General features: G+C 56.6%; 12 protein-coding genes. 2 read left to right on the plus strand and 10 right to left on the minus strand.

Annotation, left to right across the window (positions count from 1 at the left end; all coding sequences use genetic code 11):
• Positions 1–20 precede the first annotated feature (20 nt).
• The 4 genes from QPM17_RS05705 to QPM17_RS05720 all read right to left on the minus strand — a co-directional run bounded on the left by QPM17_RS05705 (position 21) and on the right by QPM17_RS05720 (position 6,523).
• On the minus strand, positions 21–1,373 hold the full coding sequence (locus tag QPM17_RS05705; protein WP_285389541.1) for a sigma-54-dependent transcriptional regulator: 1,353 nt from the start codon (positions 1,371–1,373) through the stop codon (positions 21–23).
• A complete protein-coding gene (locus tag QPM17_RS05710) occupies positions 1,370–3,184 on the minus strand; it encodes a sensor histidine kinase (protein ID WP_285389542.1) in 1,815 nt (604 codons plus the stop codon). The genes QPM17_RS05705 and QPM17_RS05710 overlap by 4 nt, the downstream gene beginning before the upstream one ends.
• 93 nt (positions 3,185–3,277) lie before the next feature.
• Positions 3,278–5,458, minus strand: coding sequence for a TRAP transporter permease (locus QPM17_RS05715; protein ID WP_285389544.1), 2,181 nt, complete (start codon positions 5,456–5,458; stop codon positions 3,278–3,280).
• 90 nt (positions 5,459–5,548) lie between these two features.
• Positions 5,549–6,523, minus strand: coding sequence for a TAXI family TRAP transporter solute-binding subunit (locus tag QPM17_RS05720; protein WP_285389545.1), 975 nt, complete (start codon positions 6,521–6,523; stop codon positions 5,549–5,551).
• 374 nt (positions 6,524–6,897) lie between these two features.
• Here QPM17_RS05720 and QPM17_RS05725 point away from each other — a divergent pair, with 374 nt between their 5' ends.
• On the plus strand, positions 6,898–8,481 hold the full coding sequence (locus tag QPM17_RS05725; RefSeq protein ID WP_285389547.1) for a sensor domain-containing diguanylate cyclase: 1,584 nt from the start codon (positions 6,898–6,900) through the stop codon (positions 8,479–8,481).
• A 9-nt stretch (positions 8,482–8,490) separates the two neighbouring features.
• On the opposite strand, the gene QPM17_RS05730 is transcribed toward QPM17_RS05725, so the two are convergent.
• From QPM17_RS05730 to QPM17_RS05755, 6 genes are read right to left on the minus strand one after another with little or no spacing between them, the layout of a single operon-like run.
• Positions 8,491–8,916 (minus strand): secondary thiamine-phosphate synthase enzyme YjbQ, encoded by a 426-nt coding sequence (locus QPM17_RS05730; RefSeq protein WP_285389549.1) that lies wholly within the window; start codon positions 8,914–8,916, stop codon positions 8,491–8,493.
• Positions 8,917–8,930: 14 nt separating this feature from the next.
• Positions 8,931–9,998 (minus strand): succinylglutamate desuccinylase/aspartoacylase family protein, encoded by a 1,068-nt coding sequence (locus tag QPM17_RS05735; RefSeq protein WP_285389551.1) that lies wholly within the window; start codon positions 9,996–9,998, stop codon positions 8,931–8,933.
• Between the two features lies 1 nt (position 9,999).
• Entirely contained in the window at positions 10,000–10,905 is a 906-nt protein-coding gene (rimK, locus tag QPM17_RS05740; RefSeq protein WP_285389553.1) for a 30S ribosomal protein S6--L-glutamate ligase, read from the minus strand.
• Positions 10,902–11,399, minus strand: a complete 498-nt coding sequence (locus QPM17_RS05745) for an ATP-dependent zinc protease family protein (protein ID WP_285389555.1) — start codon at positions 11,397–11,399, stop codon at positions 10,902–10,904. The genes rimK and QPM17_RS05745 overlap by 4 nt, the downstream gene beginning before the upstream one ends.
• Complete coding sequence (locus QPM17_RS05750) at positions 11,380–12,267, minus strand: mechanosensitive ion channel family protein (RefSeq protein WP_422732726.1); 888 nt, start codon at positions 12,265–12,267, stop codon at positions 11,380–11,382. The genes QPM17_RS05745 and QPM17_RS05750 overlap by 20 nt, the downstream gene beginning before the upstream one ends.
• A 47-nt stretch (positions 12,268–12,314) precedes the next feature.
• Positions 12,315–13,133 (minus strand): hypothetical protein, encoded by an 819-nt coding sequence (locus QPM17_RS05755; protein WP_285389557.1) that lies wholly within the window; start codon positions 13,131–13,133, stop codon positions 12,315–12,317.
• Between the two features lie 105 nt (positions 13,134–13,238).
• Between QPM17_RS05755 and phrB the strand changes: the two genes are divergently transcribed.
• Positions 13,239–14,639 (plus strand): deoxyribodipyrimidine photo-lyase, encoded by a 1,401-nt coding sequence (gene phrB, locus QPM17_RS05760; protein ID WP_285389559.1) that lies wholly within the window; start codon positions 13,239–13,241, stop codon positions 14,637–14,639.
• Positions 14,640–14,644: the final 5 nt, after the last annotated feature.

Consider the following 14,644-nt stretch of genomic DNA (forward strand, 5'->3'; position numbering starts at 1 on the left):
GCACCAATCAGGGTAGTGGCTCAATCCTTGAACTGCGCCTTATCCAGTCCGTGCTTTTTCATCTTGTCGTAAAGCGTCTTCCGGGCGATGCCAAGCTGAACCATCGTATCCTTTATGTTGCCATGACAGGCATTCAGCGCACTGACGATGGCCGAACGTTCGAACCCGTCCATCATTTCGGAGAGGGTCTGGCGCCCGCTCACATTGGTGGTATCGGATGGGGCATCTTCCTCGAGCGCCGCGGGCCCCAGCAATACGTAACGCTCCGCCAGGTTGCGTAGCTCCCGCACGTTGCCCGGCCAGCTGTGTTGCATCAACCGTGCTGCCTGGCTGGCAGTCAGTGGAATGCTTTCCCGGTCATAGCGGGCCGCAGCAATCAACACGAAATGGTGAAACAGCAGGGGAATGTCTTCCCTGCGCTCGCGCAATGGCGGAATATCCACCTTGACTACGTTCAGACGGTAATAGAGGTCAGCGCGGAATTCACCCTCATCACTGAGCGCCTTCAGATCGGCCTTGGTGGCTGCGATAATACGGACATCCACCTCCTGTACCTGGTTGCTGCCAAGACGTTCGACCTGCTGTTCCTCAAGCACCCGCAGAAGCTTCACCTGGAGCGCCATTGGCATACTTTCCAGCTCATCCAGGAACAGGGTTCCCTTGTGGGCGTGTTCGATTTTGCCAATGCGCCGCTTGTCCGCGCCGGTAAAAGCCCCGGCCTCGTGGCCGAAAAGCTCACTCTCGATCAGGTGTTCCGGTACGGCGCCACAGTTGATTGCAACAAAGTTGTGGGTGCTGCGAGGGCTGTTCTCGTGGATATAACGAGCGATTGCGTCCTTGCCGGATCCGGTTTCGCCGTGCAAGAGGATGTTGGCGGATATATCCAGGATCGGATCGATAGTCGCCATCACCTTTTGCATGCTCGGGGAGTCCCCCAGAATCCTGGGTCCCGGCCGCGCCAGATGTTTCAACTGGGCTTTCAGACGGCGGTTTTCCTGCGCCAGCTGACGCTTTTCCAGAGCGTGACGCAACAGTTCAAGCAGCTCGTCATGGTCAAACGGTTTTTCGATAAAATCATAAGCCCCGCGCTGCATGGCTGTAACGGCAGTGCTGATGTCCCCCTGACCTGTAAGAATAATCACGGGTATGGCCTCATCCACAGCCCTTACCCGGTCAAGCAGTTCCAGGCCATCCATGCCCGGCATGTTGTAGTCACACAACACGACGCCATTAAACTCCGGCGTAATTTTCTCCAGGCACGATGGCGCATCCTCAAAACACGCTACCGGCATATCTTCCAGGGTGAGTGTCTGGGCGATTGCCTGACGTATGTGCGGGTCGTCATCCACAAAGATCACTGATACATCGCTCATTCCGTGGCCTCCCGCTTTTTAAGAGTTAACACAAATTCCGCACCCGGGCCGTCGCTGCGATTGCGTCCTGTCAGGCTCCCGCCCAACGCATCCACTATCTGACGCGATATGGATAGCCCCAGCCCAAGACCCTGCTTCACAGACTTGGTCGTGAAAAAGGGCTCAAAGATCTGTTCGCTGTTGCCCGGAAGCCCGGAACCATTATCGCGTACCGTGCACCGCCAGCTATCACCGGCTTCATCAATATCAATAGTGATTTCCGGGTGAGCGGCCCCATCCACCGCCTGAACGGCATTGGCCAGGAGATTCACCATTACCTGCTCAATCCTGATCAGATCGCCATGGCACATTACCGGCTGCTCCGGGCGGTTCCAGCGGATATCAATACCGGAGCTGTTATTCTGGGCTTTGATGATCTTCAGCGAGGCATCCACCGGTTGGCGCAGATCCACCTCGGACGGGGGGCCCTCGGATTTGCGGGCGAAAACCTTGAACTGGCGGGTGAGTTCAGCCATCTTGTCGCAGAGTGCGCTGATTTCAACAAGGTTGGCGTCCACCATATCTCCGGAACCCTTCTCAAGGAAGCGGCGACTGTTTCTGGCGTATGTCTGTATGGCCGTCAGCGGCTGGTTGATCTCGTGGTTCAACCCCGCAGACATCTGGCCGAGAACCGCCAGCTTTGCAGCCTGAATCAGTTCCTGCTGGGTTTCCCGAAGCTCGTTCTGAGTTCGCTCGCGCTCACGGATCTCCTGCAACAACTGCTGGTTCGAGCGCTCCAGGTCCGCGGTTCGACGGGCTACGCTACGTTCGAGCTGCTGCCCCCTCAGCGCCAACTCTGCCTCACGGCGATAGCGCTCACGCAGGTAAAGCGCTGCCAGCAGACCACCAATAAACATTGCGATACCGCCCGCCAGGAATCCCAGCCTGGTCCAGAGCACAGAGCGGGTACCCATCATGACCTGCAGGGTCCAGTCCATGCGCGGCAAGGGTGTGCGAACCGTCAGATACTCACCATTCCTTTGCTCTCCGCGAATATGTATCAGGCCGGCCTGATCAGACACTCCCCAGGGAGATTCAACCATCTGGAACGCAACCGGATCGAGTTCACGATCCGGATAGCGTTGCGAAGCTCTTTCGACTGGGCCTTTCTGATCGTTGCCGGAAAAGTCCCGGTACAGCCATTGCGACCGGCTGGCCAGGAAGCTGATCCCGGCGTTATCCAGCACCACCATTTCAGCCTCTTTCCTCGCACCCGGCCGATGCCATTGGGACTCCAGTTCCTCCACAAGGATTTTCATGGCGATCACACCCAGTGTCTCGCCTTCATTGCTGCGAACCGGGTGTGAAAAATAGAGCCCACGAACACCGGAGGTCGTGCCCAGCGCAAAATAGATCGCTGAATCGCTGGTCCTCATGGCGTCCTGGAAATAGGGCCTGAAATCGAAATTACGCCCGACAAAACTGTCTGGCTGGTCATAATTGTTCGCCGCTATCGTTGTCCCGGAGGCATTCATCAGATACACGTCTGAGCTGCCCACAATGGTCGCCATTCGCTGCATCTGGTCATTGGCCCGGAGGACAACTCCGGGGTTTCCGGGAGATGCAAGGGCTTGTGCCAACAATGGATGCTCGGCCATCAGTTCCGGTATTGGCTTATATCGATTCAGCTCGTTAGCCACGAGTTGGCGATAACGAAACGACTCTTCCACGCTCTCCTGTTCAACCTGTCGGTACCCGTACCAGCCGCCGAGCATCCATGAGGCGGCCAGGATGACAAGGAAAACAAGGAAAACAATAATCCGGTAGGGCATACGCTCCGGTCTCTGAAAACCTCTGAAAGCCGTTAGAGTATAGCCCTGTCCGGGGCAGGGCAATCCCGCCCCGGACTTACAGGCCTGACGGATTCAGATACTGGCGGGACGAAGCCTTTGCGGTCGCTGGGCAAGGAACGCAATCACCGCCAGAGCGATACCTGTCAGGTCTGTCCACAATCCTCCTTCAATCATAAGCAACGCAGCTGCTATGAGGAGAAAACGAACCAACGCACCGGCTGACGCCCGGGCAAACCAGCCCATTACACCGCCGGACAACATATACACACCAAAGAGCGCGGTTATCAGGGCACGGGCGATATCAAACCAGCCAGCATCCATCAACAGGGCACCGTTGTAGAAGAACATGAACGGTACAATGAATGCGGCAATACCGATCCTGAACGACGCCACCGATGTTTCCATGGCATTCGCACCGGAGATACCCGCAGCCGCGTAGGACGCCAGGGCAACCGGCGGTGTGATAGCCGACACAACCGCGAAGTAGAACACGAAGAAGTGTGCGGTCAGTGGGTCAATACCCAGTTGTACCAGACCCGGCGCGACCACCGACGCAGCAACCGCATAGGCTGCCGTTGTCGGCATCCCCATCCCCAGCAGAATGGATATGAACATGGCGAAGACCAGTGCCAGCAACTGACTTGCCTCGGCCACATCCAGCAACAGCACGGAAAAACGCGCGCCCACGCCTGTCAGGGAGATAACGCCCACGATCAGGCCTGCTGCGGCACATACCACAATGATCTGGATTGCCATATAGGAGGCAATTTCCAGCGCTTCCAGTATCTTCCGAATGCCCATTTTGTTGGGAGAGAACCAGCTGACAACCGCCGCGGAAACGGTCGCCAATGTACCGGCCCGTATCACCGAATAGCCCATGAAAAGAGCCACAATCAGAATAATGATTGGCACAAACAGATAGCACTGTTTGATCATCTTCTTGAGTTGGGGCAATTCATCGTCGCGCATGCCGCGCATGCCGGTTTTAGCGGCTTCAAAGTCCACCATGAAGTAGACAGACGCGAAATACAGGATGGCCGGAATAATCGCCGCGATGGCAATTTCAGTATAGGGAATGCCGGTAATCTCGGCCATGATAAAGGCACCGGCGCCCATGATCGGCGGCATAATCTGTCCACCGGTGGAGGCGGCCGCTTCCACGGCTCCGGCAGACTGCTTGCTGTAGCCAACTTTCTTCATCAGCGGGATAGTAAGCGAGCCGGTGGACACCACATTGCCGGCACTGGTGCCGTTGATCATACCCATCAGGCCAGAGGCAAAGATCGACACCTTCGCAGGACCACCACGGGTGCGCCCGGCTGCGGCGAAGGCAAAGTTCACGAAATAGTCACCAACCTTGGAGGCCTGGAGGAACGCCGCAAAAACGATAAACAGGATAATGTATGTGGAGGAAACCGCCGTGGTGGGGCCAAGGATACCGGCGTCGGTATAGACCTGGCTGAAGAACCGCTGCACCGACAGGCCAGGATAGCCAAGAAAGCCGGGCAGATGGGGACCGGCGAACACATACACCAGGAACGCCAGCCCGATAACAACCAGGGCCATCCCGGTCAACCGGCGTGTCAGTTCCATGATCAATGCAGTGCCGGCGACAGCGGCGAATGAAATTCCGACCGGCGCAAAGGAGGTGCCCGTGGACATCCGCATGGAGGTGTTATAAACCACCAGGAAATAGGCAGCGACCGCCACCGAGCATACAATCAGCACCAGATCCGGCATGCTGAAACGCGAACGGCCAGTCTGGTAAAACCAGCTCATCACAATGCCCACACCGGTTGCAGCGAGCAGCGGCCAGCCGAAATGCCAGGTTTCCAGGTTAACCGGAATACGCAGCGTGCCATCAAGAATGATCTGATGGAACGAAAACGTCTGATAGAGGGCGTACAACGCCGGCGCCAGAGCCAGGGTGCTGACCCACTTGGCCCAGCGGTGGCGCGCGGAAACTTCTCCAGTGGATACAAAGCGGGCGCCGGCGAACAGGATGAACCCAAGTACAAGGGCGCCTGCAATATGGACGATCCGGAAGGACCAGGTTTCCAGTGGTGCGATGTTCAGGCTATACAGATGGAAGGCCGAATAAGCAATTGCCAGTACCGACACAAGCTTTGCCACGCTGCCTTCAAATAACCGGCGGTTCTCCTCGACCGGCTCCTGGTCAACATCGTGGGCCAGAATATGGTCGTCCTCGGCTTCTGGCGCGGGATGATGTTCGGTGTGTTGTTTGTCAGTCATGATAGACCCTGCTTGCGAGAAAACGGGGCCGGCCATTTGCCGGCTGGACTCCGAAGGGCCACTGTCGTGGCCCTTCATCAAACACGATGATTACTGCGCGATGTTGGCTTCTTCGATCGTGTATCCATTCTCGTTAAACCAGCGAGCGGCTCCCGGATGCCATGGCAACACCTGGTTTTTGGTGTAGTTCTCGGGCACGGAATTCTGGGCCGCCTTGTGGATGGAGACCATTTTGTCGTTGTTCTCCATGGTCAGCCTGGTGATTTCGTACACAAAACTTTCCGGTACATCACAGTTCGCGATGGCGAAGTTCCACATGGAAACCACACGGGATGGCTCACTCAGTGACTGGTAGGTACTGGCCGGAATCATGAACTCGGACACCGGGAACTCCTCGGTCACCTTCTTTGCCTCTTCCTTCGTCATACCGATAATGGTCACATCAGTCTGTACTTCCAGTTGACTGACTGCCGGAATGGGAATGCCGGCGGCGAAAGCCACCACATCAATGAGACCGTCCTGCAACTGGCCGCCCAGGTCGGACCAGCTACCGTTGCGGCGTTCGAAATCAACACCGAGGGTTTCCATGATGCGGGGAAAGTAGGTGTCGGATGTGGAGCCGGCTGGCCCGAAGCCGATGGTAGCGCCATCCGGGATGTCAGAAATCGATGTGATGCCGGAACTACTCAGTGCAGTAACAGAAAATGGCGTTTCATACATGGGAAACATCGCACACGCGTTATCCATTTTCATGCCCGGTGCCAGCGGGCTGGAACCATCAATGGATTCCTGTGCCGGCCCCATGGTGGTGAGCCCGAATTTCAGATCGCCGGTATGAACCAGCGCCATGTTCTGCATCGGGCCGCCAGTGATTTCAGCACCGCCCGACACGTCGAGATTGTCGGCGACAAAATTGGCCCATCCGGACCCATACGCAAAATAGGTTCCACCCTGGCTGGCAGTTCCCACGGTAAAGTTACTCGGCCACTCCGACCGATCCTGGGCAACAACAGAGCTGGTGACAGTGGAGGCAAATGCCAATGCCATTACGGCTGAGGTTTTCATACTGGATGCTCCCGATTTCATTGTGTTTGTTGGGTATTGATCGAAGCTCGACAGGCTTCGGTGTCATAAGTAGGGAGCAAGGAGCAGACCAGGTTTGAAAACTGCTTTTAAAACAGCAACCTTTTGAATTGATCGGGGTTCAGGAGCTTCAGAATGGGTAGAATCCCACCCGCCGGAATCCTGCAATGGGTGGGGATTGGCCAAGATGGAAACTCGCTCAGCGTTGTAAGCCAGCGCCAAAGCCAAGACTGTCAAATCTTGTCCAACACCTTCCATAGGGGAAGGTTACTGTTCACACTATAAATGGGTCCGCCTCAATGTTGAGGGTTATCCCAGCACACGCCGGAACAGCCCGCGTATCAAGGCCGAATGCAATGTCAATTTCCGCGAAAACCACCGTAATGATTCTGCTGATGGGCATCCTGCTCTCACTTTCCGCCTTTTATATCCAGCGCAGCATTGTCTACCCTGCCTTTCAAGAGATTGAGGTTGATTACGCCCAGAATAATATAGACCGTGTGGTTCGGCGGCTGGATGCACAGCGAAAGACCATCGATCTCACGGTATACGACTGGTCGGCATGGAATGACACCTACACCTTCATACAAAGCGGCCGTCAGGAGTACATCGATTCCAATCTTTATCCGGACACATTCCTTAACTTCGGGTTCGATGTTGCACTGTTTCTGAACCTTGACCAGGAACCGGTCTGGGGCAGGGTTTTCGACTTTCCTTCAGACGGCGGATACGTCGATCTGACGGATAGCTACCTTGATGAAGTTCTGTCGGCAACGAAGGGATTCGCTGAGCGGATTGATCCTGAAGATGATATTGATGACCAGAAAACCAGCGGCATCGTCGTGGTCGGCGGCATTCCGGTCCTCTTTGCCATGCGACCAATCGTGCGAAGCGACGGCTCCGGGCCGCGCAAGGGCTATGTGTTGTTCGGCCAGTTTCTGGACGACGAGCTGATCAGCGAACTTTCAGAACAGATTGTCCAGGACTTCAGCATCCAACCGGTGTCGAAAACCGACGCTACGGCGTCCCCGGACAACTACACACTGGAAGCCATCAACCGGCGCGCTCTTTCTGCCTCCAGAATCTACAGCATTGATGGCACACCAAGTCTGAGGGCAACGGCAATCCTGCCTCGCAGCATCACCGAACTGGGCAGAGACATCACCTTCTACGGAGTCGCTCTGCTCGTTCTGTTGTGCACCATTCTCGCAGTGGCGTTACTGGCACTTTTCCGGTGGATCATCATAAAGCCGATCATGGGCCTGAAGGCTGACATCTCAGGTATATCCAATGCCATGGACTACTCCCTGCGGGCCAACATCAGAAACAACGATGAAATCGGGGCCCTGTCACGGGAGTTCAACTCCATGCTGGAGATGATCGAGAGGGCCAACGCAGAGTTGAAACGGCTGTCGGAGCATGACCCTCTCACCGGCCTATCAAACCGACTGGCTCTTGAAAAGAAGCTGGAGCAAGCTTGGGAGATACTGTGCCGGACTGGTGACCCGCTCACCATCATGCTTGTCGATATCGACCATTTCAAACTCTACAACGACCGGTATGGGCACCAGGCAGGTGATAAATCCCTGAAACGTGTTGCGAAGATTCTGGCGGATGCCATGCAGCGGAAATCCGACATGGCCGCACGATACGGCGGCGAGGAATTTCTGCTGGTGCTTCCGGGGACCGGTGCTGATGACGCCATGGCGATCGCCGCATCGATTCGCGAGCAGATCATTGCCGAGAAGATTGAGCACGATTGCAGCCCGGTCGAACCATTCCTCACCGTCAGTATCGGAATTTCATCGGTGGTGCCCCACAGCGATCTTGAAATGGGCGATCTGATCAGGGCCGCGGACCGGGCCCTTTACATGGTCAAGGGCAGCGGCAGAAACAGTTTCAGATACGAGCCCGTTGACCCAGCTTCCCAGAAACAGTAGCCGAAGGCTCTACCACCGCCCCTGCAAAGTAGCCACAATTTTCCGACCACTGGCCCTGTCCCTGTGCTCACAAAGGTAGATCCCCTGCCAGGTGCCCAGCGCAAGGTGGCTGTCGTTCACCGGGATCGTCAGCGACGGACCTACCAGCACACTCTTGATATGGGCCGGCATGTCATCGGGGCCTTCCATGGTGTGCTCATAGTGGGGGGCGTTCTCAGGTACCATTACATTAAAATGCCGCTCCAGGTCGCCGCGAACGTCCGGATCAGCGTTTTCGTTGATCGCCAGGGAAGCGGACGTATGCTGGATGAACAGATGCAGCAGACCAACCTGACAATTCTGCAACGCAGGTGCCTGTGCCAGGATTTCGTTGGTGACCAAATGAAAGCCCCTCGGCAGGGGTGCCAGTTCGATAAAGGTCTGATCCCAGATCATAGCTAGCCTCGTGGTTATTTCTGGCGGTCGTCCCAGGGGTGAACGGGAACCACATCATCGCCCATATCCCCTTCGTAGCTGCTGCGGAAGTAGTCCATGGCTTTCTCCGCTTCGTTGAGCTCGTCGAACCGGGCAATGTGATAGATCGCCTCGCCCTCGTTCACCAGGGGCAGGTTGTTGACACAGATAACGATGCCGGAACAGGGTGAAAGCACAGCCGTTTCAGACTCGCCGAACGGGTCCGCTACCATAGCCAGTTTCTGGCCCTTGCGAACCTTCTGGCCCAGGCTTGCCACCGGGCGCATGATGCCATCTGTGTCCGTTCTTACCCACTGGGAGTTGGCGGCGGTCTCCGAACGTTTTCTTGGCGGCTTGGGGCCTTTCTTTGCGGGTATCATTTCCAGTTCCCGCATCACCCGGATCACCCCTTTCACGCCACTGGAAATCACCACATCGTCAAACCGCAGGGCTTCACCGCCTTCAAAGGTGACCACCGGAATATCCTGGGAATCAGCGTAGGCCCGAAGGCTGCCTTCCCGCAAGCTGGCATTGATGATGATTGGTGCGCCAAACGCTTCCGCCATGCGGATGGTTTCCGGGTTTTTCAGTTCGGCGCGGATCTGCGGCAGGTTGAACCGGTGTATGGCTCCCGTGTGCAGGTCGATAATATGAGACACGTTTTCCATAATCTGCGTGCGCAGCAGATAAGCAATGCGCCCGCCCAACGAGCCGGACTCAGTGCCCGGGAAACAGCGGTTGAGGTCACGGCGGTCCGGCAGGTAACGGGTTCGTTGCACAAAGCCGAAGATGTTAACAATAGGAACCGCTACCAGGGTGCCCCGCAGGTGACGCAGGGCGGAATTGGTCAGCACCCGCCGTACGATCTCCACTCCGTTGATTTCATCCCCGTGAATGGCACCGCACACCATCAGGACCGGGCCACTGCGACGGCCATGCACCACTTCAACAGGGATGTAGAGCGGCGTATGGGTGTACAGTTTGGCAACAGGTATCTCCACCGTTTGCCGGGTACCGGCTTTTATTTCGTTGCCGGCAATAACAAAAGGGGCCCGGGCCGCCATCTCAGCCCCTCCCCTTGGTGCGGGTTTTCCAGGGCTTCTGGTTCTTTTCTGTCCAGTTCATGATCATGCCAGCCACGTTCTTGCCAGTGGCATTCTCGATACCTTCCAGGCCCGGTGAAGAGTTTACTTCCATCACCAGCGGCCCCCGGCTGGAACGAAGCAGATCGACGCCAGCCACATTAAGCCCCATGGATTTGGCGGCGGTAATGGCGGTACGACGTTCTTCCGGTGTAATGCGCACAAGTGACGCCGTGCCACCACGGTGCAGATTGGACCGGAACTCACCTTCCCCACCCTGGCGCTTCATGGCCGCAATAACTTTGTCACCAATGACAAAACAGCGGATATCGGCACCGCCGGCTTCCTTGATGAATTCCTGTACCAGAATGTCGGCTTTCAGTCCCATGAAGGCTTCGATCACGCTTTCTGCCGCCTTGCGGGTCTCAGCCAGTACCACACCAATACCCTGGGTGCCCTGCAGTAACTTGATAACAACCGGTGCACCACCCACCATTTTCAGCAGTTCGGGTACGTTGTCCGGCTTGTTGGCAAACCCGGTCACCGGCATACCCACGCCTTTGCGAGCCAGCAACTGCAACGAACGCAGCTTGTCACGGGAACGGGTAATAGCGACCGACTCGTTGACCGGGAAAACACCCATCATTTCAAACTGGCGCAACACCGCCGTGCCGTAAAACGTCACTGAGGCGCCAATACGGGGGATCACCACATCAAAGTCTTCCAGCACTTCCTCGTGGTAGTGAATTCTCGGATCGGCAGAGGTTATGTTCATGGAGCAGTGCAGGCAGTCGATTACCTTCACTTCATGGCCCCGATTAACACCTTCTTCCACCAGACGACGTGTCGAGTAGAGATGACGGTTACGCGACAGAATCGCAATCTTCATTTTATCGTCCTTAGGGCCGGTTCACCGGCAAGATAGGAACATTCAGGAAGTACAATGGCGCGCCCGGCCATTGCCGTTCGACCAAGCAGCATACGAAAACGCATGGAGTCACGATTGGTCAAAGTCATTTCTATGAGCCATTCGGTGTCGCCTATCACCAGGCGGGTTTCAATCACCAGCCGCAACTCCTTGTGTCCACCAGAATCCGAGACGTTGCGTTCATCCAGTACCAGTGCATCGCACTCCACCACGTGGTGTAAATCGTTCTGCACCGGGTGCACCCAGAAGCGGACCCGGCGCTCGCCATTCTCGGAATAGGGTTCCGTCCGGAATGTGTGGAGGCACGAGGTACGGGCCCCGGTATCCACCTTTGCCTTTATGCGGGAAATATCAAAGTCGGGCAAGGCGACCCATTCGCGCCAGCCAAGGGCCAGCTTGCCGTCTGCCCCCGGGACCCGGCTGGTTCGTGTAGATTCATCCGTTCTGGTCGGCATCCGGATCTCCCTTGTTGGTTGCGGTTTCCGGTCGAAGCAGCTCCACCCGGAAGGGCTCGGAATGGCTTCCGGCATAGATACTGGTATGTGGGAAGGGTATTTCAATACCCTCCTCGTCAAGTGCTTTCTTGATGGCCACCATCATTTGACTGCGCCCCTCCAGTACCCTGTCACCGGGCACCCAGAAAGAAAACTGCAGGTCTACTGAGGATGGACCAAACCCGGTTACCAGCACAAACGCTTTGGGCTCCTCGAGGCTGACACTGTTCTGTCTTGCCAGATCCAGAAGCAGATTCTCCACCCGTTCCACATCTTCGGCGTAGGCAATACCTACGGTCAGATCCATGCGGCGGATGGGAAAGCGCGAGCGGTTTACTACCCGGGTCTTGATCAGCGTCTCGTTGGGGATGCGCACATAGAGGTTGTCCGGAGTACGCAGCTTCACGCTCAGCATGTCAATGGAAACCACCTCGCCAATGGTGCCTTCGACCTCTATAAAATTGCCGATTTCAAACGGCTTTTCCACCAGCAGGAAAAGCCCGCTGATCATATTGGAGGCGGAGGTCTGGGAGGCAAAGCCTATGGCAACGGTCAGTATCCCTGCTGCGCCCAGCACCACGTCCAGAGAGAAACCCGCCTCCCGCAGTGCGGCAAAGAAGAATACGGCCAGGATGATATAGAACACCAGCCTTCTTACCATGACCGCATGGTGACGCGAGGCCCGGTCCTCCATGAACCGGGAAACACCCCGGGCCGCAAAGGACGCCAGCACGATACCGAGAATCAGCAGAAACAGGGTGCTTATCCATTTGCCCCAGGCCACGGCCCCGATAAACTGCATCAGACTGCTTTCAAGCTGCTCAATCAAAAGGTAACTCCATCTACGGTATGGGTAACGACAAACAGCCGGATGTGTCAGCCAAATATGCGGTCGTAAGCTCTTATCAGGCCACCACGGGAAGTCTGCTCGCGTGCCGGAGCCACCAGTTCGCAACGCCCTGCGGCAGCAACAAGATTGTGGTCAACCTTCAGGCGTGCTGAATTCATATCCGTTTCGCAGATAACGGTCACCCCCGGCGTCCACAGGTGTCCCCTGTCATTGCGGTGTAGGGACAACAGAGGCGTGGGCAGGTTGAATCGCTCCAGCAACAGGGGATCCTGACGCTCATTGATTATTCTCACAGGTGTGATGGCACGCCATGGGCGCTTGGGCACAGCATCCAGTACCAGGCGTGCAAAGGTGGCAGCGGAATAACACAACTCGCCCTCCATCGTGGTCCGCCCCACCCAGGTGAGTGACGGATCAGCCAGCGGCAACTCCATCAGGTGCGTACCTTTGCTGCCGGCCTGGATGCGCATCCACAACAGCGTGCCCACATAGATTGTGCATTCACTGTTGGCAGGAATGGTCAGCGGCTGATAGGGACGAATCACGGTGGCGAGGCTCGACATGGCCGGCAGATAATGAAGCTGGCAGCCCCGGTCCGGCCGTACAAATCGTTGAACGTTCATGTCGGCATCAGGCAACGCGATGGTTACCCGCTGCAGCCAGCGTTCCTGGTCGTCATCTTCGGGCATTCGCTGGTAGCGAATCTGCCATTCCTGCTCCAGCAGGGTCACCCAGACCCGGGTATGGCAGAGCTCATGGTACTGTGTCTGTCCGGGTTCGAGCGTGTATTCTACTCCCCATTGGCCATCCTGCATCGTTTGCTGCGCTTCCAGACTCGTTGTCATTCCGGCCCTTTATTCATGAATTCTGACATTAACTATAATCCAATCAGCACGTTCCGGCGAATACCCTGGTTGCCACAAACCTGCCACCGGATAACGGGAAGCGCAATGACTCAGCTAGTCTGGTTCCGAAACGACCTGCGGGTGGCCGATAACGCCGCCCTGACCGCCGCCTGCAAAAGCCAGCAACCAGTGCTTGCCTGCTTTGCCGTCACCGCGAAGCAATGGCACCGGCACGACTGGTCCCCGGCTAGGGCCCGATTCGTTCTGGATCACGCCAATGCCCTGTCGGAAGAGCTGGCAAAGCTGGGGATTCCCCTGTCGTTTATCACTGCGACAGACTTTGCAGGCAGCGTTGAAAAACTGAAAGATTTCTGTCGGCGCGAGAGTATCCGGCATCTACACTTCAACGAGGAATACGGAGTTAACGAAAGACGCCGGGACAAGACCTTGAAACAGGCTCTGGACGCCATGGGCGTCACCGTTAACAAGTACCGGGACCAGACTGTGGCGCCCGTTGGCAGTATTCTCACCCAGCAGGAAGAGCCCTATTCGGTTTTCACTCCGTTCTCGCGGCGCTGGCGTAGCTGGATAGACGCGGCTCAGCCAACCCTGTGCCCTATTCCCGAAGCTGTCGGCGATATCATCGAGGCCGCCCGCTATGACGAGACTCCGGAAGGGTTCGATAGCCCGCCTCCCCGCCTGGTTGAAACCGGCGAAGACGCCGCTCACCAGCGCCTGGAGCAGTTTCTTGACACCCGCGCGGGAGACTACAAAAACCTGCGCGACCTGCCCGCAGTGGACGGCACCAGCATGCTCTCGCCCTATCTCGCCAACGGCGTGCTCTCCGGCAGGCAATGCCTGATTGCTGCCCATCAGCACCAGGCCATGGGTGGCAATCAGGAAGGCCTGGCCACCTGGACCAACGAGATCGCCTGGCGGGATTTCTATATCAACATTCTCTACCATTATCCCAGAGTGAGCATGCACCGGGCCTTCAAGCCGGAAACCGAAGCCCTTCAATGGAACACTCCCGGCGAAAAATTCGAAGCCTGGAAGGCAGGAAACACCGGCATCCCCATTGTCGATGCCGCCATGCGCCAACTGAACCAGACCGGCTGGATGCATAACCGCCTGCGCATGATCACGGCCATGTTCCTGACCAAGAACCTGTTTATCGACTGGCGACTGGGCGAGGCCTATTTCATGTCGAAACTGGTGGACGGCTTCCTGGCCTCAAACAACGGCGGCTGGCAATGGAGCGCCTCCACCGGCACCGATTCAGCGCCTTATTTCCGGGTGTTCAACCCGGCAACCCAGAGTGAGCGGTTCGATCCTAAAGGTGAGTTCATCAGAAAATATGTTCCGGAACTGGCGAAACTGGATAACAAGCGAATCCACCAGCCCTGGGCCGGCGGTGTCATTCCAGGCGGATATCCGAGACCGATAGTGGACCTTAAAGAAAGCAGGAAAGAGGCGATTGCCAGGTTCCAGGCCCTCAAAAATTGAAGTGC

It is taken from the genome of Marinobacter azerbaijanicus (assembly GCF_030250645.1).
GTDB lineage: Bacteria > Pseudomonadota > Gammaproteobacteria > Pseudomonadales > Oleiphilaceae > Marinobacter > Marinobacter azerbaijanicus.

What these genes read in the sequence shown, in the direction of transcription:
- QPM17_RS05705 (WP_285389541.1), bottom strand. Translation starts at nt 1,373, where the DNA reads ATGAGCGATGTATCAGTGATCTTTGTGGATGACGACCCGCACATACGT.
- QPM17_RS05710 (WP_285389542.1), bottom strand. Translation starts at nt 3,184, where the DNA reads ATGCCCTACCGGATTATTGTTTTCCTTGTTTTCCTTGTCATCCTGGCC.
- QPM17_RS05715 (WP_285389544.1), bottom strand. Translation starts at nt 5,458, where the DNA reads ATGACTGACAAACAACACACCGAACATCATCCCGCGCCAGAAGCCGAG.
- QPM17_RS05720 (WP_285389545.1), bottom strand. Translation starts at nt 6,523, where the DNA reads ATGAAAACCTCAGCCGTAATGGCATTGGCATTTGCCTCCACTGTCACC.
- QPM17_RS05725 (WP_285389547.1), top strand. Translation starts at nt 6,898, where the DNA reads ATGTCAATTTCCGCGAAAACCACCGTAATGATTCTGCTGATGGGCATC.
- QPM17_RS05730 (WP_285389549.1), bottom strand. Translation starts at nt 8,916, where the DNA reads ATGATCTGGGATCAGACCTTTATCGAACTGGCACCCCTGCCGAGGGGC.
- QPM17_RS05735 (WP_285389551.1), bottom strand. Translation starts at nt 9,998, where the DNA reads ATGGCGGCCCGGGCCCCTTTTGTTATTGCCGGCAACGAAATAAAAGCC.
- rimK (WP_285389553.1), bottom strand. Translation starts at nt 10,905, where the DNA reads ATGAAGATTGCGATTCTGTCGCGTAACCGTCATCTCTACTCGACACGT.
- QPM17_RS05745 (WP_285389555.1), bottom strand. Translation starts at nt 11,399, where the DNA reads ATGCCGACCAGAACGGATGAATCTACACGAACCAGCCGGGTCCCGGGG.
- QPM17_RS05755 (WP_285389557.1), bottom strand. Translation starts at nt 13,133, where the DNA reads ATGACAACGAGTCTGGAAGCGCAGCAAACGATGCAGGATGGCCAATGG.
- phrB (WP_285389559.1), top strand. Translation starts at nt 13,239, where the DNA reads ATGACTCAGCTAGTCTGGTTCCGAAACGACCTGCGGGTGGCCGATAAC.